At 64.7% G+C, this 25,410-nt stretch carries 28 protein-coding genes; 16 read left to right on the forward strand and 12 right to left on the reverse strand.

Annotated features, from left to right (window positions below; translation table 11 throughout):
- A complete protein-coding gene (gene cyoD, locus RCF13_RS23000; RefSeq protein ID WP_134967955.1) occupies nucleotides 1-333 on the forward strand; it encodes a cytochrome o ubiquinol oxidase subunit IV in 333 nt (110 codons plus the stop codon).
- Between the two features lie 11 nt (nucleotides 334-344).
- Nucleotides 345-1,025: an SCO family protein gene (locus tag RCF13_RS23005; protein ID WP_134967954.1), complete on the forward strand. Its 681-nt coding sequence runs from the start codon at nucleotides 345-347 to the stop codon at nucleotides 1,023-1,025.
- 252 nt (nucleotides 1,026-1,277) lie between these two features.
- Here the strand turns inward: RCF13_RS23005 and RCF13_RS23010 are convergent, their stop codons facing one another.
- Together RCF13_RS23010 and RCF13_RS23015 are read right to left on the reverse strand one after the other, a co-directional pair.
- Nucleotides 1,278-1,856 carry a hypothetical protein gene (locus RCF13_RS23010; protein ID WP_061479728.1) on the reverse strand — a complete coding sequence of 193 codons (579 nt, stop codon included), beginning with the start codon at nucleotides 1,854-1,856 and terminating at the stop codon, nucleotides 1,278-1,280.
- Nucleotides 1,856-3,622 carry a S8 family serine peptidase gene (locus RCF13_RS23015; protein WP_061479727.1) on the reverse strand — a complete coding sequence of 589 codons (1,767 nt, stop codon included), beginning with the start codon at nucleotides 3,620-3,622 and terminating at the stop codon, nucleotides 1,856-1,858. Before RCF13_RS23015 ends, RCF13_RS23010 begins: the two co-directional genes overlap by 1 nt.
- A gap of 252 nt (nucleotides 3,623-3,874) precedes the next feature.
- Between RCF13_RS23015 and RCF13_RS23020 the strand changes: the two genes are divergently transcribed.
- The 3 genes from RCF13_RS23020 (at nucleotide 3,875) to RCF13_RS23030 (ending at nucleotide 6,137) form a co-directional block, all read left to right on the forward strand.
- Nucleotides 3,875-4,285 carry a hypothetical protein gene (locus RCF13_RS23020; protein WP_231352364.1) on the forward strand — a complete coding sequence of 137 codons (411 nt, stop codon included), beginning with the start codon at nucleotides 3,875-3,877 and terminating at the stop codon, nucleotides 4,283-4,285.
- Nucleotides 4,286-4,393: 108 nt separating this feature from the next.
- Nucleotides 4,394-4,834 carry a DUF2231 domain-containing protein gene (locus RCF13_RS23025; RefSeq protein WP_134967953.1) on the forward strand — a complete coding sequence of 147 codons (441 nt, stop codon included), beginning with the start codon at nucleotides 4,394-4,396 and terminating at the stop codon, nucleotides 4,832-4,834.
- Nucleotides 4,827-6,137, forward strand: a complete 1,311-nt coding sequence (locus tag RCF13_RS23030; protein WP_134967952.1) for a sorbosone dehydrogenase family protein — start codon at nucleotides 4,827-4,829, stop codon at nucleotides 6,135-6,137. Before RCF13_RS23025 ends, RCF13_RS23030 begins: the two co-directional genes overlap by 8 nt.
- 89 nt (nucleotides 6,138-6,226) lie before the next feature.
- Here RCF13_RS23030 and RCF13_RS23035 read toward each other — a convergent pair whose 3' ends face one another.
- Nucleotides 6,227-6,889: an exopolysaccharide biosynthesis protein gene (locus tag RCF13_RS23035; RefSeq protein WP_061479724.1), complete on the reverse strand. Its 663-nt coding sequence runs from the start codon at nucleotides 6,887-6,889 to the stop codon at nucleotides 6,227-6,229.
- A 149-nt stretch (nucleotides 6,890-7,038) separates the two neighbouring features.
- Between RCF13_RS23035 and yidA the strand changes: the two genes are divergently transcribed.
- From yidA to RCF13_RS23050, 3 genes are all read left to right on the forward strand, one after another.
- Nucleotides 7,039-7,872, forward strand: coding sequence for a sugar-phosphatase (gene yidA, locus RCF13_RS23040; protein ID WP_134967951.1), 834 nt, complete (start codon nucleotides 7,039-7,041; stop codon nucleotides 7,870-7,872).
- A gap of 363 nt (nucleotides 7,873-8,235) precedes the next feature.
- On the forward strand, nucleotides 8,236-10,554 hold the full coding sequence (locus RCF13_RS23045; protein WP_134967950.1) for a TonB-dependent receptor: 2,319 nt from the start codon (nucleotides 8,236-8,238) through the stop codon (nucleotides 10,552-10,554).
- Between the two features lie 178 nt (nucleotides 10,555-10,732).
- Nucleotides 10,733-11,119, forward strand: coding sequence for a hypothetical protein (locus tag RCF13_RS23050; protein WP_134967949.1), 387 nt, complete (start codon nucleotides 10,733-10,735; stop codon nucleotides 11,117-11,119).
- A gap of 124 nt (nucleotides 11,120-11,243) precedes the next feature.
- Here the strand turns inward: RCF13_RS23050 and RCF13_RS23055 are convergent, their stop codons facing one another.
- The gene (locus RCF13_RS23055) at nucleotides 11,244-12,743 is read right to left on the reverse strand and encodes a YifB family Mg chelatase-like AAA ATPase (RefSeq protein WP_134967948.1); all 1,500 of its coding nucleotides are present in this window, start codon (nucleotides 12,741-12,743) and stop codon (nucleotides 11,244-11,246) included.
- Nucleotides 12,744-13,257: 514 nt separating this feature from the next.
- Here RCF13_RS23055 and RCF13_RS23060 point away from each other — a divergent pair.
- Both RCF13_RS23060 and RCF13_RS23065 read left to right on the forward strand, forming a co-directional pair.
- Nucleotides 13,258-14,184 (forward strand): RHS repeat-associated core domain-containing protein, encoded by a 927-nt coding sequence (locus RCF13_RS23060; RefSeq protein ID WP_231352769.1) that lies wholly within the window; start codon nucleotides 13,258-13,260, stop codon nucleotides 14,182-14,184.
- 178 nt (nucleotides 14,185-14,362) lie between these two features.
- Nucleotides 14,363-14,881, forward strand: a complete 519-nt coding sequence (locus RCF13_RS23065) for a hypothetical protein (protein ID WP_229298489.1) — start codon at nucleotides 14,363-14,365, stop codon at nucleotides 14,879-14,881.
- Nucleotides 14,882-14,957: 76 nt separating this feature from the next.
- Here RCF13_RS23065 and RCF13_RS23070 read toward each other — a convergent pair whose 3' ends face one another.
- On the reverse strand, nucleotides 14,958-15,488 hold the full coding sequence (locus RCF13_RS23070) for a cold-shock protein (protein ID WP_134967946.1): 531 nt from the start codon (nucleotides 15,486-15,488) through the stop codon (nucleotides 14,958-14,960).
- Nucleotides 15,489-15,533: 45 nt separating this feature from the next.
- Nucleotides 15,534-15,890: a hypothetical protein gene (locus tag RCF13_RS23075; RefSeq protein ID WP_134967945.1), complete on the reverse strand. Its 357-nt coding sequence runs from the start codon at nucleotides 15,888-15,890 to the stop codon at nucleotides 15,534-15,536.
- 630 nt (nucleotides 15,891-16,520) lie between these two features.
- On the opposite strand from RCF13_RS23075, the gene RCF13_RS23080 reads away from it, so the two are divergent.
- The 4 genes from RCF13_RS23080 to RCF13_RS23095 all read left to right on the forward strand — a co-directional run bounded on the left by RCF13_RS23080 (nucleotide 16,521) and on the right by RCF13_RS23095 (nucleotide 19,155).
- Nucleotides 16,521-17,123 (forward strand): DUF998 domain-containing protein, encoded by a 603-nt coding sequence (locus tag RCF13_RS23080; protein WP_134967944.1) that lies wholly within the window; start codon nucleotides 16,521-16,523, stop codon nucleotides 17,121-17,123.
- Nucleotides 17,124-17,366: 243 nt separating this feature from the next.
- Nucleotides 17,367-17,540 carry a hypothetical protein gene (locus RCF13_RS23085; protein ID WP_231352362.1) on the forward strand — a complete coding sequence of 58 codons (174 nt, stop codon included), beginning with the start codon at nucleotides 17,367-17,369 and terminating at the stop codon, nucleotides 17,538-17,540.
- Nucleotides 17,541-18,042: 502 nt separating this feature from the next.
- Entirely contained in the window at nucleotides 18,043-18,399 is a 357-nt protein-coding gene (locus RCF13_RS23090; RefSeq protein ID WP_134967943.1) for a CPCC family cysteine-rich protein, read from the forward strand.
- A gap of 309 nt (nucleotides 18,400-18,708) precedes the next feature.
- Nucleotides 18,709-19,155 (forward strand): DUF4279 domain-containing protein, encoded by a 447-nt coding sequence (locus RCF13_RS23095; protein ID WP_134967967.1) that lies wholly within the window; start codon nucleotides 18,709-18,711, stop codon nucleotides 19,153-19,155.
- Here RCF13_RS23095 and arr read toward each other — a convergent pair.
- Together arr and RCF13_RS23105 are read right to left on the reverse strand one after the other, a co-directional pair.
- Entirely contained in the window at nucleotides 19,148-19,582 is a 435-nt protein-coding gene (arr, locus tag RCF13_RS23100; RefSeq protein WP_134967942.1) for an NAD(+)--rifampin ADP-ribosyltransferase, read from the reverse strand. The two genes, RCF13_RS23095 and arr, sit on opposite strands and share 8 nt — an antisense overlap.
- A gap of 126 nt (nucleotides 19,583-19,708) precedes the next feature.
- On the reverse strand, nucleotides 19,709-19,960 hold the full coding sequence (locus RCF13_RS23105) for an accessory factor UbiK family protein (RefSeq protein ID WP_012512353.1): 252 nt from the start codon (nucleotides 19,958-19,960) through the stop codon (nucleotides 19,709-19,711).
- A 156-nt stretch (nucleotides 19,961-20,116) separates the two neighbouring features.
- Between RCF13_RS23105 and RCF13_RS23110 the strand changes: the two genes are divergently transcribed.
- Nucleotides 20,117-20,455, forward strand: a complete 339-nt coding sequence (locus tag RCF13_RS23110; protein ID WP_005411374.1) for a P-II family nitrogen regulator — start codon at nucleotides 20,117-20,119, stop codon at nucleotides 20,453-20,455.
- A gap of 216 nt (nucleotides 20,456-20,671) precedes the next feature.
- Here RCF13_RS23110 and RCF13_RS23115 read toward each other — a convergent pair whose 3' ends face one another.
- The 3 genes from RCF13_RS23115 to RCF13_RS23125 form a co-directional block, all read right to left on the reverse strand.
- On the reverse strand, nucleotides 20,672-21,481 hold the full coding sequence (locus tag RCF13_RS23115) for a trypsin-like serine protease (protein WP_134967941.1): 810 nt from the start codon (nucleotides 21,479-21,481) through the stop codon (nucleotides 20,672-20,674).
- Between the two features lie 94 nt (nucleotides 21,482-21,575).
- Nucleotides 21,576-22,223, reverse strand: coding sequence for a hypothetical protein (locus RCF13_RS23120; protein WP_227844576.1), 648 nt, complete (start codon nucleotides 22,221-22,223; stop codon nucleotides 21,576-21,578).
- 117 nt (nucleotides 22,224-22,340) lie between these two features.
- Nucleotides 22,341-23,000: an RIO1 family regulatory kinase/ATPase gene (locus RCF13_RS23125; RefSeq protein ID WP_005419978.1), complete on the reverse strand. Its 660-nt coding sequence runs from the start codon at nucleotides 22,998-23,000 to the stop codon at nucleotides 22,341-22,343.
- Nucleotides 23,001-23,436: 436 nt separating this feature from the next.
- On the opposite strand from RCF13_RS23125, the gene RCF13_RS23130 reads away from it, so the two are divergent.
- Nucleotides 23,437-24,342, forward strand: a complete 906-nt coding sequence (locus RCF13_RS23130) for an aspartyl/asparaginyl beta-hydroxylase domain-containing protein (protein ID WP_032954620.1) — start codon at nucleotides 23,437-23,439, stop codon at nucleotides 24,340-24,342.
- 122 nt (nucleotides 24,343-24,464) lie between these two features.
- Here the strand turns inward: RCF13_RS23130 and speE are convergent, their stop codons facing one another.
- A complete protein-coding gene (gene speE / locus RCF13_RS23135; protein WP_072167936.1) occupies nucleotides 24,465-25,319 on the reverse strand; it encodes a polyamine aminopropyltransferase in 855 nt (284 codons plus the stop codon).
- Between the last annotated feature and the right edge of the window lie 91 nt (nucleotides 25,320-25,410).

Consider the following 25,410-nt stretch of genomic DNA (forward strand, 5'->3'; position numbering starts at 1 on the left):
ATGGCCCACGTCGAAACCTCGCGCGCCGGCAATGCGCACGGCTCCACCAAGTCCTACCTGATCGGTTTCGTGCTGTGCGCGCTGCTGACCGTGGTGCCGTTCGCACTGGTGATGAATCCGGTGCTGTCGCGGCCGCTCACGCTGTTCCTGCTGGTCGGCTTCGCAGTGGCGCAGATCCTGGTGCAGCTGGTCTATTTCCTGCACATGGACCGCAAGTCCGAAGGCGGCTGGAACCTGGCCAGCTTCGTGTTCACCCTGGTGATCCTGTTCATCGTCATCGCACTGTCGGTCTGGATCATCTGGAGCATGCACTACCACATGATGATCAACTGAGCCTGCGAACCGTGAAAGGCATTGCGTTCCCCCATCGTGGCCTGCGCCTGGCCGCAGGCCTGCTGCTCGGCCTGCTGGCCGGCTGCAGCGCGCAGTCGCGCATGGACTTCTATGCGAAGGACATCGCCTGCGAAGAACTTGGCCAGCAGTGGTCGATGCCCGACAGCCACGGCACCGTGCGTGGCCCCAAGGACCTGCAGGGGCAGGTGACCTATCTGTTCTTCGGCTTCACCAGCTGCCCGGACGTGTGCCCGACCACGATGGTCGAGCTGAGCCAGGTCAAGCACCTGATGGGCAAGGATGCCGATCAGCTACAAGTGGTGTTCGTCAGCGTCGACCCGGCCCGCGACACGCCTGAGGTCGCGCGCACCTATGTGGAAGCGTTCGATCCCAAGGCAATCGCGCTGGTTGGCAACGATGCGCAGCTGGCCGCGATGGCCAGCGACTTCAAGGCGTTCTACGAAAAGGAACCCGGTCAGGTACCGGATACCTACACCATGAGCCACATTGCCGGCGGCTACGTGTTCGACCGCCAGGGCCGCCTGCGCCTGTTCGCGCCGTACGGCATGCCGGTGGAAAAGCTGTTCTCCGATGTGCAGCGCCTGCTGCTCGAGCCTGGCTACCCGGCCGCCGGCAACGACGCACTGGCCAGCTGCCACCTCAAGCACAGCGGCACACTCGCCGCGCGCTGACGCCGGTGGGTTTCGACCACTGTCCCCGGTAGGTGCCAACCTTGGTTGGTACGTGCGGATCCGCTCTTGGTAGGTGCCAACCTTGGTTGGCACAGCTGTAGAGCCGAGCCCATGCTCGGCTCAACGCGACACGCGCGCGCCGCGCAGACAGCAGCCGAGCATCGGCTCGGCTCTACATGCTCGCCGCCCCTCGCAGGACCAATCCCCCGGCCGGCCAGGAGAGCCAACCGGCCAGGGGCACCACTCAACGCCTTACTTGGTCTCTTCCCACTGCACCACGTCCGGCTCGGTCGCGCGGATACCGGCGGTGGACAGCAGCCTGGTGGTCGCATCCAGCGCCGCGTTTACCGACGGGTACTCCACGATCGCCTGGCCCGAAGCCTTGGAGACCTTCACCACGGTACCGCCAGTGGCGGCGGCTGCGCGCTGGGCCGAGGCCGCATCGGTGAAGAACACCTTGACCCGCGACGTCGCCACCACCGGCGCGCCGTCACGGGAGACCGCCGCCGCGAACTTGCCGGCGCCGGCATCGGCAGGTGCCGCCGTTGCGCCATCCAGCGAACGCTTGGTACGCGAGCTGGTGGTCGCCGCCGCCTGCGGGGTGATCGTGAACTGGCCGCCGCTGGCCTGCTTCACGGTGGCCGAGGGGGACAGCTGGAATCGCGTGCCGCCCACATCGAACGTGCGGCCGGTAGCGGAGGCCTTCAGTTCCTGCGCATCCACGGTCGACAGGGTCCTGGCTGGAGGGGTCTGCCCCGAGCTCTGCGCCCAGGCAGGGGAGGTCATCGCCGCGAAGGCGAGCGTGCTCAACAGAATGGTGGTCTTCATCATCAGTGCCCCAGAACGCGGATCTTGAAGAATTCGAGGTTGCCGCGCGATGCTGCGGTCGCGGCCTGCCCCATGTCGGTCACTTCCAGCGTCCAGGTGCCGCTGGCATTCTCATCCAGGAAGGCATTGCTGGACAGCAGGTCCCAGCTGGTGAAGTTGCTCTGCGCGCCACCCGTGCCCGAACCGATCGCGGTGAACGCCGGTTGCACCACGCTGCGGGTGCCGCTGGGCGACACCAGCACGAACTGCAGCTGGCGCGTGTTGCGGTGGTTGACCCGGAAGCCCAGCTGCACGCTTTCGATATTGCGCGCGCCGTTGGCCAACTGGAAGGTCAGGCGTGCGGCGGCAGCCGAGGTGTTGCCGATGGCCACGGTACGCGTCGTGTTGCGCCAGCCACTGTCGACCAGCGGGCCCAGCGACTGGAAGTTCTCAGCGACCTGCACTGCACGCGCAGCGTTGACCACGCCGAAGCCATACCAGTTGCTGTAGGCACGGCCGGCAGCATTCACCGTCCAGCCCGGCACCAGCGTGCGCCCGTCGGCCAGCGTCACCGCCGGCTGGTTCGGGTGGTTGCGGGTGGCGGTGGTGGCCAGGATGTACTTCACATCGCGATAGGACAGGTTCGGATTGGCCTCCAGCACCAGTGCCGCCACGCCCGACACCATCGGCGCCGACGCCGAGGTGCCGTTCATCTTGGCGGTGTAGTTGCAGGTGCTGTCGATGGCCGACAGGTTGCTGTCCAGCGTGTTCTGGCGGTTGGTGTTCTTGTTGCTGCCCTGCGCGCACCCGGTCACGTCGGTGGTGACGATGGCCGGGTCGTACGCGCGCGCCACCAGGCCGGGCGCAAACTGTGCCTGCAGGCCGTACTCACCACCAAAGGCCGACACCCACAGGGCCGAGCCGGTGGAGGAGTAAGACGAGCGCACGCCATCGGCGCGCACCGCGCCTACCGTGATCACGTTGAACAGGTTGTTGCGCGGATCACGGCCGGCCGGCACACAGCCGGTGTTGCGGTTCTTGGTGTCGGTGGTGCAGACATCCTGGGTCTGGCTGATCGAGGCATTGTTGAAGTTGTTGCCGGCCGACTTCACGTAGATGCCGCCGCGGCCACCGCGCGTCCCCGACAGTGCCTGCTCATACGAACGAATCGTGTTTTCGCTGTACGCCAGCGGCAGGTTCGGATTGCCCGGGCCGGCGCCCCAGCTGTTGTTGAACACCTGCACGTCGGCCGATTCCGCGCCGTCCCACCAGGCGTACTCGATGTTGCTCTGCTGGTTGCCCAGGGCCGAGCGCGAAATCGGGTTGAAGCCCTTCAACGTCGCCGCCGGGGCTACACCGCGCACGCCCAGGTTGTTGGCGCCCACCGCACCGGCGATGCCGCCGACCATGGTGCCGTGGTTGTCGACATCCGGGTTGGTCGGGGTGGGGTTGTTCGAGCCATTGGTGAAGTTCTTGCCGGCTACAGCGGCCACGTTGGCCGCCAGGTCCGGATGCGCGATCTGCAGGCCATCATCGACGATGGCGATGGTGACGCCCTGGCCACGGATGCCATTGCGGAACAGGCCATCCACGTTCAGGTCGTTGCCGGCCACCGGCAGCGTGTCGGCCGGGACCGTCTGCCCGGTGTTGAGCAGGTGCCACTGGATTGCCGCCAGTGGATCGGCCTGTTGGGCCTGGGCGGTGACGGCCAGGCTGCCCAGTACCAGGGCAGTGGCCAGGGCCAGGCGCGCGGAGCGCGGTGGCGCGGTGCGTTGCGTGTGTCGCTTCATACACGAATCCTTCTGTTGTGAATCGGCATGGCAGGACGGCGGGGCGGATCTGCCCCATCGCAACGAGCCAAACGCGACACAACGAACAACCCCCTACCTCTTCACACAAGCAATCTGCAGATGTGCCAATTGCGTCACAAACGCTTAGTACGTCTGGTTATGACAGTGCACACAAGCATCTTCACGCGATCTTCGCGCGGTTGAATCTGAGTTGTGGGAAACAGGGAGAACTACGTGCAGATGACCACACACATGAAGAACGAACGGAAGCGCGGCCGTGCGCGCGCGGACCAGACCCCGCTCTCGGTTGCCGCCATCCGCAAGGTGGTGCTGTCCGTGCATACGCGCAGCCACGACTACGGCGACGATGCCGATATCGCCGAGTTGCTGCCCGAGTTGGCAGCATTCGGCATCACCACGGTGAAACCGCTGCGCCTGCTGATGAAGAAACACCGTCGCGCACTGCTGCAGGAGGAACGGATCGTCATGCGCCGCGCAGAGACGCTGCATCTGCGCACTGAGTGGCGGCCCGGTGGCATAGACGTGCATGCCAACACCAGCCGTTACGCCATCGGCGGCCTGGTCCGCACCAGCATGGAACACGAATTCGGCTTCGAGACGATGCTGCCCTTCCACGAGGTGCGCGAGGACGAGCCCGCGTAGTGCGGTGCCTGCCCGGTGGGTGCGGCAGCCCTGCCGGGGCATCATCGCGTGCCCTCACATCGCGCTGTGCTACTACAGCCCGTGCACCCTTCCGCACGGAGCACGATGATGGTCAATCCGCTCGCCCAGGCCCATCGCGGCCTCGGCACCACGCTGTTCAGCCTGTTGAACCCGATACCCTTCGGCTTCTTCGTCGGTGCCCTGATCTTCGACGCGATCTACCTCAACAGCGCCGAGGTGATGTGGGGCAAGGCCGCTGCCTGGCTGATCACCTTCGGCCTGCTGATCGCCATCATTCCGCGGCTGATCAACCTGTTCACGGTCTGGCGCCGCAACGGCACCGCCACCCGCATCGACCGCATCGACTTCTTCCTCAACCTGGTCGCGGTGGTGCTGGCCATCTGGAATGCCTTCGTGCACAGCCGTGATGCGTATGCCATTGCAGTGCCGGGCACGATCCTGTCGGCGCTGACCGTGGCCCTGATCGCCCTGGGCCTGATCCTGCTGTCACTGCAGCCGCCGCTGCTGCAGGGAGGTCGTCATGGCTAAGCACATCCTGCCCACCGTGGCCGCGCTGGCACTGGCCGTCACGCTGTCGGCCTGCGCGGGCAAGGCCGAATACCACCCCTCCGACCAGTCCGGCGCAAAGCCGCCGCTGCCGGCGCCGAAGAACTTCCTGATGCCGCCGATGCAGGTGCCCAAGGGCGTCGGCTGGGCTGATGGACAGACCCCCACGGTGGCCGAGGGCCTGAAGATCGAACGCATCGCCGCCAACCTGCAGCATCCGCGGCGGCTGCTGACCCTGCCCAATGGCGATGTACTGGTGGTGGAGGGCAACGGCCCCGGCGAAGAACCGGTCACCACGCCCAAGCAGTGGATCGCCGGCAAGGTGAAGGCGCGCTCGGGCAAGGCCGGCAAGGGCGGCAACCGGGTCACCCTGCTGCGCCGCTCGCCGGGAACGAACACCTGGACCCAGCATGTCTACATCGAGGGCCTGCATTCGCCGTTCGGCATCCAGCTGATCGGCGACACGCTGTACGTGGCCAACACCGGCAACATCATGCAGTACCACTACGTGCCCGGCGAAACCCGCATGTCGGACAAGGGCCGCGAGTTCACCGACCTGCCCAGCACCATCAACCATCACTGGACCAAGGAACTGCTGGCCAGCCGCGATGGCCGCAAGCTGTACGTGGGCGTCGGCTCCAACAGCAACATCACCGAAAATGGCCTGGCCGTTGAATACCGCCGTGCGGTGGTACTGGAAGTGGACGTGGCCACCCGTGGCAGCCGTATCTTTGCGTCGGGCATCCGCAATCCGACCGGCCTGGACTGGGAGCCGAGCACCGGCACGTTGTGGGCCGTGGCGAACGAACGCGACGAGATCGGTGCCGACCTGGTGCCTGATTACCTCACCTCGGTGAAGGAAGATGGCTTCTACGGCTGGCCCTACAGCTACTACGGCCAGCACGTGGACGAGCGCGTGCAGCCGCAGCGGCCGGACCTGGTGGCCAAGGCGATCGTGCCGGACTACGCCATCGGCTCGCACGTGGCACCGCTGGGCCTGCTGTTCTACACCGGCCAGGCACTGCCGGCGCAGTATCACGGCGGTGCCTTCATCGGCGAGCACGGCAGCTGGGACCGCTCGCCATTGAGCGGCTATGAAGTGGTCTACGTCTCGTTCAAGGACGGCAAGCCGACCGGGCGGCCGCAGACCGTGGTCAGCGGCTTTGCATCGAAGGACGAGAAGACCCTGATGGGCGCACCGGTGGGCATGGCGATGGATGCCGAAGGCGCATTGCTGGTGGCCGACGACGTGGGCGACGTGGTGTGGCGGGTGTCGGCCAAGTAGTTCTGTAGAGCCGAGCCCATGCTCGGCTTACGCGCGCAGCGCGGGGTTTCCGCGTACAGGTTGAAGAGCAGCCGAGCGTGGGCTCGGCTCTACAGTTCCGCGGTACTGCTGCGGAACCCGCTGAACACCGATTCGGCGGCAAATCCCACGCCGCCCAGCAGCACGCCGAAATACACCACCGTGGCCACCACGAAACCATAGCCGGCTGCCACTGCCGCGCCATCGCGCTGGATGAAACCAATGGCGAAGGACATCAGCGCCAGCGCCGGCAGCGTGTTGCTGAAGGGTATCGGCCCGGCCGGCGCCATCAACAGCAGGGTCGCGAACACCAGCATCAGGTTGTTCAGGCGCATCATCTTCTTCGAGCGCACCATCACCGCCAGCCGCATCGGCCGCGACAGCCGCTCCATGCGGTGCACCCATTTCAGCGCACGACCCAGGTTGGCCTTCAGCTTGTCGGTGGCGATCTCGCGGCGGGCCAGCTTCTGTGGCACCCACAGCGGGCGGCTGCGCACCCGGCTCAGGCCGATCAGCAGGATCGAGGCGCCAAACACGGTACTCAGCCCGGGAATCGACACCGGAATGATGAAGATGGCCGAGAGCAGGATCACGATCAGCAGCAGGCCCTCATCGCCCAGCGCGCTGAGCAGGGTGCCGACGCGCACCTGGTCGCCGGGCAGCTCGTCGATCATCTGCTCGATCTGCTGGGCCAGGGGCGCGCTGTCATTGGTTTCGGGGGCACGGTAGGTCATGCGTCGCAAGGTTCTCCAGGGAAGGGCGGTCAACGGGCCGTCCTGCGGTGGGGGACGCACAGGCTCCCGCAGTATCCCGGCCAACGTGGGCAAAGAAGTGAACCGGGCATGAGGGGGTAAACTGGCGTGCCCCGCACGAGTTGAACGCAATGGACATGGGCCGCAGGCAATCGACCATCGAACTGGTCGCCATCGACATGGATGGCACGCTGCTGGACCCGTCGCACCAGCTCACCTCCCGCGCCAGGAAGGCCATCGCGCAGGCGCGGGCGCTGGGCGTGCACATCGTGCTGACCAGTGGCCGCCCGGTTCCGGGCCTGGCGCCGTACCTGCACGAGCTGGGCATCACCGGCAACGACGACTACTGCATCGCCTGCAATGGCGGCCTGGTGCAGCGCATCGGCACGCGCGAAACCGTGGTCGAGTATCCGCTCAGCTTCGACGACTTCCTGTTCTGCGAGCAGGTCGCCCGCGACCTGGGCGTGCACTTCCAGGCGCTGGACAGCCAGCGCATGTACACGCCCAACCAGGACATCAGCTACTACACCGTAGCCGACTCGCATCTCTCGCGGATGCCGCTGTCCTACCGCCGCGTGGAGGACATGGATCCATCGATGTCCTTCATCAAGCTGATGATGATCGACGCGCCGGACGTGCTGGATGCCGCCATCGCGCGCCTGCCGAGCGAACTGACCGAGCGCTTCGCGGTACTGAAGAGCGCGCCGTTCTTCCTGGAAGTGTTCGACCACCGCGCCGGCAAGGGCCCGAGCCTGCAGAAGCTGGCCGAGCACCTGGGCATCGACCGCGCCAACGTGATGGCCATCGGTGACCAGGAAAACGACCTGACCATGCTGCAGTACGCCGGCACCAGCGTGTCGATGGGCAATGCCATCGATGCGGTGAAGGCCGTGGCGCGCTTCGAAACCACCAGCAATGCCGATGAAGGCGTGGCGCGTGCGATCGAGCGTTTCGTCCTGCAGTAACTGCGCGTCCGCTTGCGCTGGTAGGTGCCAACCTTGGTTGGCACACGCAAGCGGCAAGCGCCAACCAAGGCCGGCCTCTACCACGGCGGGGCTATACCCACGTATAGCCCACCCATCCCCACCGCCATCGGCGCTGTACCACGGTGCAATGGCGGATGCAGCAGCGCGATGCAAGAATTTCGCACGTCGAAATCACGCCATCGAATCCTGCGGCAGATGATCGTCTTCATCTGCTGACCGGCGCGCACCGCGCTGTTACCCCCTCAACGCAATCGCACTGCCAGCCAGGGCGCCGACACCGGCGCTGCAACGCGCTGGGCGTGCGCCTGCGCCGCTTTCCCCCTGCACCCTGGATCTGCTGCCATGAACACCCCACCCACGACACGCCTTGCCTTGGCGATCATCGCGGCCATCACAGCCCCTGCGTACGCCGCAGAAACGCACGATGCCGCGCACGACACGCCCACCACGCTCAACGCCCTGCAGGTCATCGCCACGCCGCGTGGCGCCGCCGTGGCACCGACCCAGGTGGTTGGTCCCAACCGCTACATCATCAAGGCCGAAGATCTCGACGCGATGGTCACCGGCAACAACGGCCTGGCGATGCTCAAGCAGGTGCCGGGCGCCAGCTACACCGCCACAGATGGACTGGGCCTGGATATCTCGGCCACCAGCCTGTTCGTGCGCGGCTTCCGCATGAACGAAATGGGCATCACCTTCGAAGGCGTGCCGCTGAACGACAACGGCTTCCTCTCGCTCACCGGCACCAGCGTGGTGAACGTGGGCGTGCCCGATGGCATCGGCGCGATCACGGTCAGCCCCGGTGGCGCACCGGTCAGCGTGTTCTCCAGCAGCGTCAACGGCGGCAGCCTGGAGTACCGCCTGCGTGACCTGCAGGACACGCCCAGCCTGCGCGTGAAGCAGGGCGTGGGCAGCAACAGCACGTTGGTCACCACCGTATCCGGGCAGACCGGCCAGCTCGGCGAGCAGGGCCCGAAGGTACTTGTCGACCTGCAGCGCGTGTCTGCCGACAAGTACCAGGGCGAGGGCACGCAGAACTTCCTGCGCGGCGACCTGAAGCTGCAACAGGACGTCGCCTGGGGTGACTTCACCGTGTTCCTGTCCGACAGCAAGGCCAAGGTCTGGGGCTACAACAACATCTCCTTCGACATGATCCGCAAGCTGGGCTGGAAGGCCGACATCTTCTATCCCGATTATGCGTGGGCCTGGTACGTGGCCTCGCCGGAGAACGCGGACAAATCCTGTGGCGCCTACACCTGCGGTGAGCTGTCCGAACTGATTCCGTACGACACCGGCCAGATCACCCGCGACCGCGTGTCATCGATCAACCATCGCTTCCAGATCACCCCGGCGCTGAGCGGCAACGTGCAGCTGTACAACGCCAACAGCCACACCCAGGCCACGCTCACCGACCCGACCGTACCGTCGCCCAACGGCGCGCCGTTCTCCGAACAGGTGCAGACACCACACCTCAACCGGCTGGGCGGCATGCTCAACCTGCAGTTCGAGGCGGGCGCGCACACCTTCACCGCCGGTTTCTGGCAGGAGAAGAGCAAGGCCGCGGCCAAGACCGAGTGGTACCAGCAGCCGCTGCTGGGCGAGGGTCCACCACTGAAGGCCACCGGTCCGTTCGATGTGTATGGCCCCGCGTTCAAGACCGACAACGCCTCGAGCTGGGTGACCCGCTCGCGCCAGTTCTACCTGCAGGACGACATCGTGTTGAACGACACGCTGAAGCTGGGTGTCGGCTTCAAGGCCGTGGACTTCCGCACCCGTGGCGGCGGCCTCGGTGATGCCAAGGACCGGCCGGTGAACGGCACGCTGTGCGCGAAGAGCTACTTCCTGCCGCACGTCTCGCTGTTCTGGAGCCCGACCGAATCCACCGATGCCTTCATCGACCTGGCCAACACCATGAACGGCTATCGCGTCGCTCAGCGCGGCAACATCGGTTACACCGCCTCGGCGTGGACCATCACCGACCAGGAAGAGTTCGACCGCGTGGCGGGTACCCTGCGTCCGGAAAAGAACTGGAACCTTACCGTGGGCGCATCGCACCGCTTCGATCGGCTGACGATCACCGGCGACGTGTTCTACAACGACATCCGCAATCGCCTGCTGTCGGCGGCCATCGGCACTCAGTTCGCGCAGATCAACACCGTGCGGCTGATGCCGAAGATGCACGTGATCGGTGCCGACCTCGGCATCACCGCCGACCTGAGCGACCACCTGCAGTTCTACCAGGGCGTGGCCGTGGCCCGTTCGTACTATGACAGCGATTTCGTGGTGGGTGACACGGTGTACCCGATCAAGGGCAACGCCCAGCCGGGCTACCCGCAGATCTCGCTGGTCAGCGACCTGTCCGCCCACTTCGGTGACTGGCGTTTTGGTGCCACCAGCACCTCGTACCTGCGCCAGCCCTTCACCTACGAGAACGACATCCGCGTGCCGACCTTCTGGCAGGTCAACACCTATGCTGCGTATCGATTCGGTGCGGACAGCCCAGTGCCCGGGCTGGAGTTGCGGCTGGACGTGAGCAACCTGTTCAATCGCCACAACATCGGCACCGCCACCATCGCCGGCTCGTCGTTCTCGGGGGACTACCAGACCCTGCAGCGCAGCGCGCCACGGCAGCTGATGTTCAGTACCTCGATGGCGTTCTGAGGCGATGAGGGTGGGGTCAGAGCCCTTTGCTGCGCAAAGGCATCCGACCCCGCAGCCATCCCGTGATCGGGGGGGCGGATCCCTTTGCACGGCAAAGGGCTCTGACCCCGCAGCCCGCCCGGAAGCCCGCCTTGGGCAATCAACAGGGATTTTCTGGCGGCGACGCAAGGTTCCCACAATGTTGCTGGGTCATCCTGTGCGCATGGCACAGCAGACCCCGCCAACCCGGTTGTTCGGCATCCGAGGCCCAGGACGGCCCCGGCAGACGCTGTCCGTGGCGCCTGCAATCGACCTACGTGCCGAATACCAGTTCTGGCAGGTCTACGAACGCGTGGTCCGCCCGCTGCCCGGCGGAGGGCTGCCGCAGGCGTGGCTGGTGTGCCAGAAGGTATATCGCGACCGCTGGCAGCACCCGGAGGACAGCGACGCGGCGGGACTGTCACGGGTGCTGTTCGGCGACAACATGACGGCTGGCCGGGCGTCGGAACTGGCGGAGCTCCACGCGCTGGTCAGCCGTCGGGTGGCGTCGCTGGCGAAGCGGGGACGGTTGCATACGGCAGCCTGATGCCTGCCCTTGGTAGGGTCGACTGTTAGTCCACCGCTCTTCGCATCTACCTCTCAGAAGGCCGCGCTTCGCGCGAGAGTCGACCAACGGTCGACTCTACCAATAGCCAACCCGACCGGCATTTCTAAGGCTTTCCCCGATCCAACTGCCGATAGCCAATCGCCTCAGCCAGATGCGCCGTCTGGATCGTTTCACAACCCGCCAGATCCGCAATCGTGCGCGCCACGCGCAGAATCCGGTGCATCGCACGTGCGGAAAGCTGCAGACGCTCGATGGCCTGCTCCAGCATGTCCTGATCTGCCTCGCTGAGTCGGGTACAGGCTCGCAGCGCCGCTGGCGGCAGATGCGCATTGAGCCCGCCACGCACCTGCTGCCGCGCATGTGCGGCTTCCACCCGTGCACGTACCGCGGCACTGGGCTCACCCAGCGGCGTGCTTTCCCGTAGCTCCACCGCATCCATGCGCGCAACGCTGATATGCAGGTCGATGCGGTCCAGCAGTGGGCCTGACACGCGCGCACGGTAGCGGTTGATGCGTTCGTCGCTGCACAGGCAGCGGTTGCTGCGGTCGCCGGCCCAGCCGCAGGGGCAGGGATTCATCGCCGCCACCAGCTGGAATCGCGCCGGATACTGCACGCTGCGTGCCGCGCGGGCGATGCGGATGTGGCCGGATTCCAGCGGCTCTCGCAGGGTTTCCAATGCACTGCGGTTCCACTCTGGAAGCTCATCCAGGAACAGCACGCCGTGATGGGCCAGCGAGATCTCACCGGGGCAGGGCGGGTTGCCGCCGCCCACCAGCGCCGCCGCGCTCGCACTGTGGTGGGGAGAGCGGAACGGCCGTTGCCGCCAGCGCCGCGGATCCAGCCCTTCGCCACTCACCGACGCAATCGCGGCCAGCTGCAACGCCTCGGCCTCCTCGGTGTCCGGCAACAGACTGGGCAGGCGCGAGGCCAGCAATGTCTTGCCGCAGCCAGGGCTGCCGATCAGCAGAAGATGGTGACCACCCGCTGCGGCCACTTCCAACGCACGCCGCGCATGCGCTTGCCCGCGCACGTCGGCCAGATCGGGCAGTGGCAACGGTGTCGTGTCCACGCGCTCCACGGACGGCAACAGACGCGGATTGCCCAACCCGGCGCAGCACTCCAGCAGCGTGCGGGCCACGCGCACATCGGCGTGCTCGGCCAGGGCCGCCTCGGCGGCATTGCCCGGTGGCACCACCAGGATGCGCCCGGCATCAGCCGCCGCAATCGCCGCCGGCAGCGCGCCGGCCACCGGCCTCAGCTCGCCGGTCAGGCCAAGCTCACCCAGGAACTCGTATTGCAGCAGCGACTGCGGATCGATCTGGCCACTGGCTGCCAGAATGCCCAACGCGATGGCCAGGTCGTAACGCCCGCCTTCCTTGGGCAGGTCAGCGGGCGCGAGGTTGAGCGTGATGCGTCGCTGCGGAAAGTCGAAGCGCGCGCAAAGAAGGGCGGCACGCACGCGCTCACGGGATTCACGCACGCTGGTCTCGGCCAGGCCGACAATCTGGGTGGCAGGCAGGCCACCGGAGAGATGCACTTCCACCCGCACCAGCGGGGCATCGACCCCGGCGCGGGCACGGCTGTGGACCAGCGCCAGGCTCATGTGTGGATTCCTGCAGAGGGACGCTCGATGGTGCTGCAGGTAATCTGCGTGGGACTATCGGGAATTGCTGGTGCAGATACTAGGGGGATTCCGGCCGATGGTTGGAGCGTGTCTTCTTCCTCTGCGGACACGGGTCTCTGCCATCAAGTGAAAGATCGACGCTAACGCTGTGCTACTCCAATGAGGGGCGTCGGTTTCACATGCCGCGCACTTCCTAGCGCCACGCCAATTTCACTTGGGGAATCCAGGTGCCCTACCTGCGGATGCTTCTGAAAGATCAGCGTGGCAACAACCAGCGCTTGATTCACGTCAACACGCACGGGTCTCAGTGTGGCTTCCCCAGCCATCAGGGGCTGTGATATGAAGACGGGATCTTGCTGTAGGCTCTTTCAATGGGATTGGAAGGATGGAAAAGTTCGAGGAGATCGATCACCGTGTTTTCCTTTTTCCTTGGGGCTTGGCGAAGCGCTTTCCTAAACGGACCCCCATGGGGACCTGGCTCAGTTGCATACCAATGATGAGCTTGGCGTTGGCGCCATCGGCAAGCGCCGAGACGGTCACCTACATTCATACTGATGCGCTTGGTTCGGTGGTTGCCGAGACCGACGCCAATGGCAACGTGGTCAAGCGCTATGACTACGAACCCTATGGGGCCGTTGTTGGTGGGCAGGTTGCGGATGGACCTGGATATACGGGACACGTGAGCGACGCTGCCACTGGGCTGAGCTACATGCAGCAGCGCTACTATGATCCCCACTTGGGACTCTTCCTCTCGGTGGATCCGATCTCCACGCATTCAAGTCCGAAACACTTCAATCGCTACAGCTACGCTTATGGCAATCCGTATTCCTTCACCGATCCGGACGGAAGAGTTCCGGTAATGCCATTCATCTATGGTGCCGTCCTGGGCGGCCTCGCAGATATCGCAGTCCAGAAAGCCATGAATCCGGATAAGCCTATCGACAAAGTGGAGGCTGGCATTGCGGCTGCGGTTGGCTCTGTCTCCGGAGGCGCCGGTGGAGTAGCCGTTGCGGCAGTCGGATCTGGCACGATTTCGGTAGGGCGTGCAGTTGCTATACAGACCGTGGTCAATGCGGTGGCAGGCGGTGCCGGCTCCGCCGCAGAGAGCGCAATCAAAGGGCAGCCCATCACGGCGGAGGGCGTCGCTTCAAACGCGATTGGCAGTGCAGCGGGTGGATTGGCAGCCTCCGGGGTTGGCGTTGCCATGGGTGATTTCGCAGGCCCAGCTGCACGGGGATCACTCCAACGGCTGAGTCAATCCCGCGGCCCAGGTGGACCGAACATGGCAACTGCCACTGCGTCAACCGGAACTGCCATTCCCAGGCAATCGGCGCTCCAGGGTGCGGCGTCCCAAGCGGGCCAGGGCCTGGCGGGAGCAGGGGCGACTATCGTACAGAAGGACTTGGAGAAGAAGAAATGAGTCCCTTGTTGAAAGGCTTCATAGGCACTCAGCTTCTCGCTGCGGTCTTTGGCGTTTCGTACTTCGCAGTTCTCACGTACCGCAATTACCCGGACGCTATGCACACGGGATTGCGTATTTGGGGCTACTTCGCGGTGATCTTTCTATTCCTTCAACTGCTTCTTGCGCTGAAGCAGTGGTGGGAAAATTCGCATCGAAGGCGATAGGCGTGCACCGTCCCGGGATTTCGTTCGCACCAAAGAACAAATCGCCCAATGGGCGGCTTGTTCTTTTCAGGGGCCGGTTCACCAGCGTGCAAGTGAAAGCATGCCAATCTCCACATCAGCTGCTGGAAAAACTGCGTTCACTACAATTCTATCGTGGCTTGCGAGTACTGATGGCCCTCTCGCTCGCCATGGGCCTGCCGGGGTGCCGGGATGAGGTGGAGAGTTCAACGTATCCCATTGGCCAGACGGGAGAGACGTGCACCGCCTACAAGGGCTTCGACCGCCAGCCTCCTGAAGTAGTTGTGGCCGAGCTTGCCAAGCGAGGGTTGGATAGTCGCCGATTGGTGCATAGGACAGTCTGCGGCTCGATCACCAGTTGGGACATTCTCCCCGCAGGGGCGTCGATCGATCGGATACCTCCGCCAGACGCATATGTAAACGTCCACCTGCTGGAAGACGGCTCGGTTTCCATCAGTACAGACCGCCCCTGACGTTGGCGCCGTCCTTGATGATCGAGCATCGGGCGGCCCCTTGCGGTGCAGGCGCAGCGCAACTGTGAGCGTCAGCCTACGAAGGCACTTCAGCGCTGAAGTCGTTGCTGGGATCGGGCTGGCGGATGCCGGGCGCCCCAAACAGACACCGCTGCTCATCCAGCACCAGCCCATTGAAGCGCCCAAACCGCTTCTCAACCCACGATGGCCCCGCACTTTCCACCAGCAACCGTCCCTGGCTCTGATGCAGATCCAGCCAGCGCTCGAAGCTGGTGCGTAGACGCTCGATGTCCGGCGCCCGCCACCGTGCATCGGCGGGCATGCGGATCAGCACGCGCGAGGGCGCATTCTCCACCTCCATCACCAGCACGCCCTTGCATCGGATCTCGAAGGACGTTGCCCTGGCATGGCGCGTGTGCAGTTCAAAACCCTCGTGGGCCTTCGCGGTCACGAAGCCGAGCGCATCACTGTGCAGCAGGCGGTAATCGGCCGGCTGCAGCTTCTGGTAGGCCCACACCTGATTGCCCGCGGGCTCAGGCCACTCCACCCACATCGCGCCGATCACCGCGATGCACACCGCCGCAGCGGCAAGGCCGTGCATCTTCATTCGTCACCCCGCACACAGGCAGAAAGGTCCGCGCCATAAGCGCGCTCAGTCCTTGGGTCGCATCCGCTCGTGGATGAAGGCGGTGAGTGCCAGATCGGCCATCACCAGCCCCTCCATCACCCGGTCGCCGACGTACTGTTCGGGCTCACCGTTCTGGCGCGTGCGCTCGGCCGCCAGCAGGATCTCCTGAACGATGCGCTGGCCGGTGAGGGCGCAGTCGGCGTCGGACAACTGCATCTGCCGGCTGCGCAGGTGATGTCGCTCGGGCCAGGGCTGGCCGTCGGCTGCGGCACCGGCACCGATGGCGTGCAGGGTGGCGATGAGGCTGTTGGGGTCCGGGGCCGGAGTGGCCGAGGGCGCTTGCTGGATCGGGCGCGGGGGAGGGGAGTGCGGCGTGGTCATGGCTGGCTCCGTGCATGCAGGCGGAAGCCGCCACCGATAAAGGTGGCGGGCAGAGCGTGGCTCGAAAACCGGTTGCTAGACAAAGCCGGCGGGCACGAGGGCCCCCACGCCCCGCCCGCCATAGCCGGCAGACGGATTGCCAGCCGGCACCACGCGCGGTGGTGCCGGCTGGCAAGCGCAAACTTACGTCTAGCAATCCGGGTTTTCGAGTCCCGACCACCGATGCACGGTGGCGCAGTAACGATTACCTGCTGTTGTTCGGAATGCCAACGGGTAGGGGGCAATGCCGCCAAAACCCGAGACGTTTTTGGCATTGTCGCATAGCGAGGAAAGCGGCGAGAGCCTTGGCGTGCTTGGCGCAGCAGCACTTCTGGGACGGAGTCGTCAGAACCTTCCGCCAGAGACGCAGGGAGCGGCAAATGCGACAACATTGGTCCGACGGTCGCTGATGGATGCCGCGTATTTCGCCTCCATGCGTGAGTGACTTTCTGCCTATTGACCCCACGGGGCGCCACGCAGAATCTGACTACCGCTGTAGTCACTCGGAACTGTTCTGCCCGCAGCAGGAAGGTTCTGCGGCGTTTGAACGGACTCCACCCACTGGCGCAGGCCGCTACAAGGATCACTGTCGTGTTACGCCGCAATCGACTTCTTCTGTCTGCGGGTCTGCTCCCGCTCCCGTGGTTCCTGTTCTGGACCAGCGTTGCCGCCGTGTTCGCGCCGGGCTACAACCCGCTCGCACAGCACGCCAGCGAGCTGCTGCAGGCGCCGACGCTCGCAAGCATCTGCGCCAGGATCGCCGCCATCGGCTCTGGCGTAGGCTTCGTGGCGTTCTCCATCGGGGTATGGAGGGAGTCCGGTCGCCGGATTGCAGTAGGTGCAATCTGCTGGATGGTCTTTGGCGTCTCTATGCTGACCAACGGGCTCTGGCCCATGGGCCATCCGATGCATGGCTTCTACACCATCGGTATCGCAAATATCATTGCGCCGGCGATGTCGCACATCGAATTGAGCGCATGGTCTGCCAACCGAAGGGCTTATGCTGTGACCGCGTTGGTGAGCATCGCGAGCATCGTCTATCTCTGGTTGAACGTGGTGGGCGTGGACCCGGAGGGGTTCAGGGGGCTGACCCAGCGCCTGTTCTCGTCGATCAACTCGCTGTGGCCATTCCTGGTTGCGCTGTACCTGCTGCGCGGGGGTTCAAGCGTGCTGCAGACGCAGACCGTGCATTGATGGGGGCGCACGACAGGAGCAGGCGGGTTCAGCCAGGAACTTCTCGATTCTCAGGCCCAGCTCAAGGTGATCTTCTCGGGGCTCATGCCAGGGGTCTCACTGCTCAAGCCCTGGGCGTTTTCAACCATCTGTCTGTTCCTTGATGCTCGCACCATGGGTGGCAAGGGGGGAAATGGTCGTGCGCGCCTTCTGCTATAAGTAGCGCAACCGCGCCCAGAGGGCCTTTTAGAAGATTGTGGATTCATGGAGTTGTACTGGCGCTTGTTCACCGATTGCACATCGCAGCAGGCCGCCCTCAAGGTGGCGGCGCGAGCTTTTGAGCAAGCTGGTCTTGGCGTCAGCAATCTCCACGTCGAGCCATATCAGAAGGGCGGCTTCATGGTGAGTGCCTGCTCCAATCATGCTGCGCAATCGTGACCTGAATTTGTGGTTCTTGCCCTGGCTTCGGCTCAGGGCACCGGCCGCGGATGGCTCCTGAATGGCTCAATTGCAGAAGAGCTGGATGCTTGGTCCAATCATTCCTTGGCTTCCGGTGTTTCGTGTATCCATATCCAGGCGGAAAGGCGGGAGTGACGAATCGCTGGAGTAGATGGCTGGTTCCGGCATGGAGCTGCTCTAGAGACCACGGCCGCTAGCCGGTTATCATCTTGCAGTATCGCGGCAAGAGTCGAGCTTGAGAATCTTGCATCGCCTATCCAGCCGGCCTGACGGGGCTCACACTTTCGTGTCGGTGCTCCACGATATGGAAGGCTCTTGCGATTGATGCCCGCTCTTGGCTGAATGCAAACGTGCCGGCGCCAGACAACGCGACCCGGAATGCTAGAGGCCGCTCTCGATCCGAAGCGGACGTTCGTCCCCTTCAGCCCTACGCGACACCTGCCAGTCCAGTGATTCGTCCACCTGAGGTTCTTGATTCTCAATGATCGATTTGCCTTGTCCATCGTGTGGCTTCCTGACCCTGGAGGACGTCTACGGGTCCCACGCCATATGTCCGATCTGCAACTGGGAGGATGACGGAGTGCAACTTGCCAACCCCACATCCACCGGCGGAGCCAACGGCGAGTCTCTGGCGCAAGCGCAGCAGAATGCTCTTTCCAGTTTCCCCCTTGGCGTCGAGGTCGCAAGCGGCTTTCGCCGCGGATCTGGCTGGTGCCCTTTGTCCAGCACGGAGATCGGGCACTACGAAGCTCTAAGGGGCGGCAATCACTGGCACAGCAAGAGTGTCTCGTACGAGAAGGAGGCTTACTGGTCGATGCTGGGCGTTCTTTCGATCTGAAGCACTTCGCGGCTCAACTCATGACGTTCACCAATGTCCACCACTGGCCGAGAGCGGACATTGGCTCGCGCAGGGCATTTCCTGTGGATCACTGACCTGCCAGCGACCCGTAGCGAACTTGCCCGTGTGTCTTGAACGTGGATCTGGCAGGGCTCCTGATCCCACGCGTGGGGCCGGCCATGCGTCGGCTTGATGGCTGAACTCGGCCGCTCTAGGATCGCGCTGTACCAGGGGAAAGTACGCCACATGGTGCTTTGTGGGCAGGTCGGCCGTAATCTGACATCAACGATGCCTACGCACTGGATTCCAATGGCCGCATTCGATCATTCCCTGGTAACCCTCAGATTCTTCGGAGACGACCTCCTGCCCGAAGAAGTCAGTGCCTTGCTCGGGGCGACCCCGACCGCTTCGCATCACAAGGGCCAGGAACTCAGAGGCAACCCATCAGGCACCGTGCGTATCGCCAGGACTGGCAGCTGGCAACTTGATGCGGAGCGTCGTGAGCCTGAAGATCTGGACGCTCAGATCTTCGAGATCCTCGATCAACTCACCGGCGATCTCGCCGTATGGCAGGCTCTGGCACGCTTCCGACCTGACCTGTTCTGCGGTCTTTTCATGGGCAGCAGCAATGACGGTGTCTCGCTTTCGCCCCGCGTGCTGCTCGCTCTGGGAGAGCGCGGCATTGAGCTCGGGCTGGACATCTATGAAGCCGATGAAGAGGTGCGCAACGCCCAACGCCAAAAGGTCATCAATTGATGATCTCCCCACTCCCCGAAGCAACAAATGCCTTCAACTGCCGAACGAATTCCGCGTCGTAGAGCTCCCACTCCACAATCTCCCCCACCACCCGCAACGGCTGCGCACTCCGATACGACCGCGTCGGGTTCCCGGGAAACTTCTTGTTGGTCACATTCGGGTCGTCCTCAAACGGCCCGGTCGGCTCCACCACATACACGCGCGGTCGCCCCTCACCCCGGGCCATCTCCGCAGCCAGCCCGGCGCCCTTGGCAATGGTGGTGAAGTAGATGTGGTTCATCACCAGGCTGTCGCGGTAGTTGGAGCGGAAACCGGCACTCAGCAGCTCGCCCACCGCCAGATCAGCGCGGGTGCCGTGATAGAACGGCCCGGCGATCTGGTCGCAGGTGTCATGCGAAACGGGTGTCCATTCGGTGTCCTGCGCCATCGGCACTGCCCCTGCGTGTCCTGCCGGATCGACAGGCCGGCGAGTCTAGGGCGCCCGGTGGGCCTTGCTGCAAGGCCCCATCCGGGAAATAATCTGTAAACGGGAGGCGCGGTGCGCCTCCTTTTTTCATTCTGCGGTGCCGCGCCCTTCCAGCTCGCGCACGGCCGTTTCCAGCGCATCCAGCTTTTCGCGGGTCTTCAGCAGCACGGCGCGCTGCACTTCGAACTCCTCGCGGGTGACCAGGTCGAGCTTGGCCAGGCCGGCCTGCAGCGCGCTCTTGAAGGTGGCCTGCAGTTCCTCGCGCGATTCGCGCAGGCCCGGCGGCACCAGGTCGCTGAGGCGACGGGCGAGGTCATCGATTTGGTTCAGGTCGATCATGGGGTGCTCCGTGGGGGGGGGGCCCGTGCATCCGGCGCGGGCAGGCCGTTCGGGCACAAGGATACTGCTGGCACCCACTGCCCGGACAGGCGGCAGCGGCTTCGCACGGGCCGCGTTCAGGCGCTATCCTCCACGCCGGAAGACAGGAGATAGACGATGAAGATGGTCATGGCGGTGATCAAGCCGTTCAAGCTCGACGACGTGCGCGAAGCGCTGGCCGAGCGTGGGGTCACCGGGATCACGGTGACGGAAGTGAAGGGCTTTGGTCGCCAGAAGGGCCACACCGAGCTGTACCGTGGCGCGGAGTATGTGGTCGATTTCCTGCCGAAGGTGAAGCTGGAAGTGGCGGTAACCGATGACCAGGTGGAGGCGGTGGTTGAGGCCATCGTGAAGGCCGCCGGCACCGGCAAGATTGGGGACGGCAAGGTGTTCGTGTACGACCTGGGCAGCGTGGTGCGTATTCGTACCGGTGAGCTGGACGCGGACGCGTTGTAAGTGCATCGCCGGATGCGCGAACGCGACTGGTCCCGGGAACGCTACGGGGTAGAGTCGACTGTTAGTCGACTATCGCGCGCAGCGCGGGCATTTCGGTCACGGACGGGAAGAGCAGTCGACTAACAGTCGACTCTACCCCGTCAGGCATTCAATGCCACCAGGCTATTCGGCTCTGTCGCTTGGCCGGCGGGTTGCTTGAGTCGAGCAGACTCGACTCTACGGCGCGGTGCGTATCATGGTGTCGATCCAGTCGGCATAGCGCGAGATGCGCACGTTGTGCACCACCTGCCCGTAGTAGCCGGCTTCAAGCGCATGCTCCGGCACTGCGGTGATCCACGAGCCCAGGCCGATCAGCTCCCAGCCATGAGCGCCGTGGATCATCAACGGGCCGCCGCTGTCACCGCTGCCGAGCACGCCCTCCAGTGGCAGGCCGCCGTTGGGCCCGTCGAATCGATACCACAGATAGCGGCCATTGCCACCTGTCACTGCGTTTTCGGCGCGGCGCAGGATGCCGCGGTGCGATCCACCCGGCGCCAGCCCGGTCATGCCGGTGCCCGTGGCCCCCTTGCCGACCAGAGTAGCGATCTTTCCCGCTTCGGCCTGCCCGCGATAGAGGCGAACCGGCGCAACGTCGCTGACCGGTGCGGCCAGCTGAATCAGGGCGATGTCATCGGAGGCGGCGAGGAAGGCGTGGATGGGGCCTGGGTTGCCTGACGCCAGCGCCGCCTGGCCAAGCGCTTCGGGCATGCGCCGGTAACCGGGATGCACGAACACGCGCTCGACACGGTACGGGCGACCGTTGATCTGCACCTCGGTGTCCATGCCTTCCATGGGCGCGGCGTGTGCGGCGGTCACCACCCAGCGCGGCGCGATCAGGACGCCGTGGCCCTCACCGGGCAGGTCGACCAAGGCCGGGAACGCGGATGCCGGTACGCGGTAGGCGCTGTCATCCACATCGCTGCGGATGACAATGGCGTCGGCGGAGAAGGGCAGGGTAGCCCAGGCGAGAAGGAGCCAGCGGCGCATGGTTCGGTGCAGTCCTGTGCGTGGAAGGCGATGACCCTAGCCGGGATCGGGAGGCGCGAATACCCGTGTGCGACGAAGTGCCCTCCCGGTGTGATCAACCGGGCGGAATGAGGGGTGACGACCGCCACTCCGGCAGACCGAGCGCGCGGCGGGTGCGCGTCACGATGGCGCCGATCTCTGCCTCGAAGCCGCCATCAGGTTGCAGCAGCGGCGTGAGTTCGGCACAGCGTTGCTTCAGCACATCGACCCATGGCGCTGGGTGGGTCTCCGTAGCGGCCAGTGCCAAGTGCCTGCGACCCTCGTCGTAAGCGCCCGCCAGCCCGGCAGTGATGCCGGCATGGATGTGTTCGCGGATGCCCGGTTTGGGGTGATGACTCATCAATGTACGCACATGCCCCGGGGTGGGAAAGCGGTCACGCAGGGCCATTACCTCGGCCGCGGCCTGCTCGGCCAGTGTCTGTGCGGCCGAGGCAAACTCGGCGGTCTCGGTGAAGGGTTGGAATCCGGCAACGCGGCCGCCCACGTCGAAGGACAGGTAGTCCTTTTCTTCCCAGAGCCAGCAGGCGCCGACATTGAGATAGCTGCCCCTGTCCCATGCCGAAGGCTGGAACTCGACCACCCCGACCCACCAGCCCTGGTCGTCAAGCCAGGTGCGCGAACGGCCTTTCTGCACGCAGCCCAAGGGGCGCAGTATGGATCTTGCGGCTGCAGTCAGCAGGCGAGTGTGTTCAGGTGTCGGCATCCCCAGCGTCCTTGCGAGTGGCGTGCCGACGAGTATCGCAGAGCATATCGGGCGTGTGGCCCGGGGCAAATGCAGGGGCAAACCGCAGTCGCGCAAGCAATGCAGGGCGAACAGCGCTTACCGGCGCTTCGCCCACTTGTAGAACCGCTTCCAGCCCTGCCGCACCGCGGCCACCCAGCCCGGATCGGCCACCAGTGCGGCCTGCGCGGCACTCGGGGCCTGGCCGGTCACGCGCTGGCGGATCTTCAGCAGGTTCTTCATGTCGCTGCGGCGCATCTGCCGGCTCAGTGGATTGCGGCGCAGCCAGCGCGGGGCGCGCCAGGCGGAGGTGAAGTCCAGCAGCACCGGCACGCCGCCGCTGACCACCACGTTGGTGCCATGCAGGTCGTTGTGGGTGATGCCGGCGGCATGCAAACGGCTGAGCGCGTGCTGCAGCTGCTCGAACACTTCATTGCCCACGGCCTGCGCGGTGCTCAGGGTCTGGCCGGGAATGAACTCCATGCCCAGTGCCAGGCCACCCAAGGTGCCAAGCAGCGCGGGGGCATGCTTCCAGCCGCCCAGGCGCTGCAGCATGCGGGCTTCCCGGCGCACCATCAGTCGCGCGATCAGCGAAACGGGAGTGCCGCGGTAGCGGGAGTAGTCCTTGATGACCGCCTCGCGCCCGTCCAGGCAGGTGCGGTAGACGTCGGGGGCCAGGAAACGTTCGCCGCGCTTGAGCAGCAGCGGGGAGGCGGCGTCATCGCCGCAGGAGGAGGGGGGCAGGGCAGGAAGATGCATGTCGGGGTCTCGGACGACCCGGTGGGTGGCGCAATGCGTCAAGCGAACCGGTGTTACAGGGAGTTACTAAGTTTTCGTTAATTTTAGTACTCGCCAGTTCGCTATTCCACGATTTGTCGGAGAAATGTCGGGGTCGTGGCTGGAACAGTTCGTCACGCAGAATCGGACAATTATGTCTCACTTATTCCAGTTGGCCTTCAGCATCAACAGCTTGCGCGCTCCGCCCTGTGCCTCGTTCACAACCGGCTGAACGCGGCGCACGCGCAACTTGACCCCGGCGCACGGCCTGCCGACCATAAGCTGTTAACCCGCGACATTGGCGGCCGCCCCCCTCCGGCACGTCCCCGTCCCCTGCCGCGTTCCCCACCGGTGCTGGCCGCCTGGCCGTGCATCGCCCCGTTTCCCGTTCCGGCCCCGGCTGGAGGAAAGTGCTTTGATCATCAAAATCGTCATTGCAGCGCTGTTCGTAGCCTGCGTGCTGTACATCCACTTCCGTGGCAAGGTCCGCGCGCGCTGGTCGCGCCAGCTGCTGGACCACTCCAGTTTCATGGCCCCGATCAACGTGGTCATGTACATGTTCTCGAAGGTGCCGACCACGCCGTTCCTGGACCCGGGCAAGGAGTTCCCGCAGCTGGAGCCGCTGCGCCAGAACTGGCAGATGATCCGCGACGAGGCGCTGGCGCTGCGCGACGCGCAGAAGATCGCCGCCTCCAGCACGTTCAACGATGCCGGCTTCAATTCGTTCTTCCGCCGAGGCTGGAAGCGCTTCTACCTGAAGTGGTACGGCCCGTCGCACCCGTCGGCGAAGACGCTGTGCCCGAAGACCACGGCGCTGATCGAGTCGATCCCGGATGTGCGTGCGGCGATGTTCGCGCAGCTGCCGCCGGGTAGTGAGCTGCGCCCGCACCGCGACCCGTTCGCCGGCTCGCTGCGCCTGCATCTGGGCCTGAGCACACCCAACGACGATGCCTGCTACATCGAAGTGGACGGCATCAAGAAGAGCTGGCGCGACGGCGAGTGGATGATGTTCGACGAGACCTACATCCACCATGCACACAACGAGACCCAGCAGGATCGCGTGATCCTGTTCTGCGACATCGCCCGCCCGCTGCGCTTCGGCCTGCCGGGGCTGTTCAACCGCGCGGTGGCGGCCACGCTGCTGGCCGGTGGCGCCTCGCCGAACCTGCCGGGTGACCCGACCGGTGGCGTCAACAAGGCATTCGGCAGCGTCTACAAGGTGCGCCTGAAGGCCAAGGCGCTGCGCGAGCGCAGCGTGGTGGCCTACCAGCTGATCAAGTGGGGCCTGGTGGTGGCGGTCATCGCCGGTATCTGGGCGCTGTGACTGTAGAGCCGAGCCTATGCTCGGCTTGATTTATCGCAACCTGTCCGAACAGCAGCCGAGCATGGCTCGGCTCTACAGACAGCAAAAACCCGCGCTGTCGCCAGCGCGGGTTTCTGTTTGGATCAACCCTTCAATGCCGCCTGCACGAACGGCGGGGTCACCAGTACGCCGGTGTGCAGCGCGGCGGTGTAGTACAGGGTGTTGAAGGTCTTGGCGGCCGAGTCGGCCTGGCGGAAGTCGAAGCTGCTGTCGCCCTTGCGCGCCATGGTCACGCTCCACCAGCCGGTGGGGTAGCACGGCTGCGGGAACGGCAGGGTCTTGAACGAACCGAAGCCGGCCTTGCCCATCTCGGTGCGCATCTCGTTGATCAGCGCCAGCTGCATCAGCGGCGACTCGGACTGCTGCACCAGGATGCCGTCGTCCTTCAGGGCCTTGAAGCAGCTCTCGTAGAAGGCCTTGTTGAACAGGCCTTCGCCCGGGCCGACCGGGTCGGTCGAATCGACGATCACCACGTCCACGCTGCCGGCCGGGCAATTGGCCATGTAGGCCACGCCGTCATCGAACAGCAGCTCGGCGCGGGCGTCATCGTTGGAGTCGCACAGTTCCGGGAAGTGCTTGCGCGCCATCACGGTGACCTGCTCGTCGATATCGCACTGGGTCACGCTCTCCACGCCGGTGTGCTTGAGCACTTCGCGCAGGGTGCCGCAGTCGCCGCCACCGATGATCACCACGCGCTTGGGCGCGGCGTGGGTGAACAGCACCGGGTGGCTGATCATCTCGTGGTAGAAGAAGTTGTCCTTGCTGGTCAGCATGATGGCCCCGTCGATGGTCATCAGGTTGCCCCAGTCGGTGGTCTGGAAGATCTCGATCTTCTGGAACGGCGACTGCACCTCGTCCAGCTTGCCGGTGATGCGGTAGCCGATGGCCGAGCCGGTGCGCTCGAAGTGTTCGATGTACCAGTTGTTGCTGTCAGTCATGGGAAAACAGTCCTGTTCGGAGGGGTGGAGCCGGGCTGGCGGGCGGGGCCGCGTGGCACAGATGCCACATCCGGACGGATCGGCCCGTTCA

Source organism: Stenotrophomonas maltophilia group sp. RNC7 (assembly GCF_030910085.1).
GTDB lineage: Bacteria > Pseudomonadota > Gammaproteobacteria > Xanthomonadales > Xanthomonadaceae > Stenotrophomonas > Stenotrophomonas sepilia.

Excerpts from the sequence above, each read along its gene's own strand:
- cyoD (WP_134967955.1), top strand. The coding sequence starts at position 1 with ATGGCCCACGTCGAAACCTCGCGCGCCGGCAATGCGCACGGCTCCACC.
- RCF13_RS23010 (WP_061479728.1), bottom strand. The coding sequence starts at position 1,856 with ATGATGAAGACCACCATTCTGTTGAGCACGCTCGCCTTCGCGGCGATG.
- RCF13_RS23015 (WP_061479727.1), bottom strand. The coding sequence starts at position 3,622 with ATGAAGCGACACACGCAACGCACCGCGCCACCGCGCTCCGCGCGCCTG.
- RCF13_RS23020 (WP_231352364.1), top strand. The coding sequence starts at position 3,875 with ATGAAGAACGAACGGAAGCGCGGCCGTGCGCGCGCGGACCAGACCCCG.
- RCF13_RS23025 (WP_134967953.1), top strand. The coding sequence starts at position 4,394 with ATGGTCAATCCGCTCGCCCAGGCCCATCGCGGCCTCGGCACCACGCTG.
- RCF13_RS23030 (WP_134967952.1), top strand. The coding sequence starts at position 4,827 with ATGGCTAAGCACATCCTGCCCACCGTGGCCGCGCTGGCACTGGCCGTC.
- RCF13_RS23035 (WP_061479724.1), bottom strand. The coding sequence starts at position 6,889 with ATGACCTACCGTGCCCCCGAAACCAATGACAGCGCGCCCCTGGCCCAG.
- yidA (WP_134967951.1), top strand. The coding sequence starts at position 7,039 with ATGGACATGGGCCGCAGGCAATCGACCATCGAACTGGTCGCCATCGAC.
- RCF13_RS23045 (WP_134967950.1), top strand. The coding sequence starts at position 8,236 with ATGAACACCCCACCCACGACACGCCTTGCCTTGGCGATCATCGCGGCC.
- RCF13_RS23050 (WP_134967949.1), top strand. The coding sequence starts at position 10,733 with ATGTTGCTGGGTCATCCTGTGCGCATGGCACAGCAGACCCCGCCAACC.
- RCF13_RS23055 (WP_134967948.1), bottom strand. The coding sequence starts at position 12,743 with ATGAGCCTGGCGCTGGTCCACAGCCGTGCCCGCGCCGGGGTCGATGCC.
- RCF13_RS23060 (WP_231352769.1), top strand. The coding sequence starts at position 13,258 with ATGATGAGCTTGGCGTTGGCGCCATCGGCAAGCGCCGAGACGGTCACC.
- RCF13_RS23070 (WP_134967946.1), bottom strand. The coding sequence starts at position 15,488 with ATGAAGATGCACGGCCTTGCCGCTGCGGCGGTGTGCATCGCGGTGATC.
- RCF13_RS23075 (WP_134967945.1), bottom strand. The coding sequence starts at position 15,890 with ATGACCACGCCGCACTCCCCTCCCCCGCGCCCGATCCAGCAAGCGCCC.
- RCF13_RS23085 (WP_231352362.1), top strand. The coding sequence starts at position 17,367 with ATGGAGTTGTACTGGCGCTTGTTCACCGATTGCACATCGCAGCAGGCC.
- RCF13_RS23090 (WP_134967943.1), top strand. The coding sequence starts at position 18,043 with ATGATCGATTTGCCTTGTCCATCGTGTGGCTTCCTGACCCTGGAGGAC.
- RCF13_RS23095 (WP_134967967.1), top strand. The coding sequence starts at position 18,709 with ATGGCCGCATTCGATCATTCCCTGGTAACCCTCAGATTCTTCGGAGAC.
- arr (WP_134967942.1), bottom strand. The coding sequence starts at position 19,582 with ATGGCGCAGGACACCGAATGGACACCCGTTTCGCATGACACCTGCGAC.
- RCF13_RS23105 (WP_012512353.1), bottom strand. The coding sequence starts at position 19,960 with ATGATCGACCTGAACCAAATCGATGACCTCGCCCGTCGCCTCAGCGAC.
- RCF13_RS23110 (WP_005411374.1), top strand. The coding sequence starts at position 20,117 with ATGAAGATGGTCATGGCGGTGATCAAGCCGTTCAAGCTCGACGACGTG.
- RCF13_RS23115 (WP_134967941.1), bottom strand. The coding sequence starts at position 21,481 with ATGCGCCGCTGGCTCCTTCTCGCCTGGGCTACCCTGCCCTTCTCCGCC.
- RCF13_RS23120 (WP_227844576.1), bottom strand. The coding sequence starts at position 22,223 with ATGCCGACACCTGAACACACTCGCCTGCTGACTGCAGCCGCAAGATCC.
- RCF13_RS23125 (WP_005419978.1), bottom strand. The coding sequence starts at position 23,000 with ATGCATCTTCCTGCCCTGCCCCCCTCCTCCTGCGGCGATGACGCCGCC.
- speE (WP_072167936.1), bottom strand. The coding sequence starts at position 25,319 with ATGACTGACAGCAACAACTGGTACATCGAACACTTCGAGCGCACCGGC.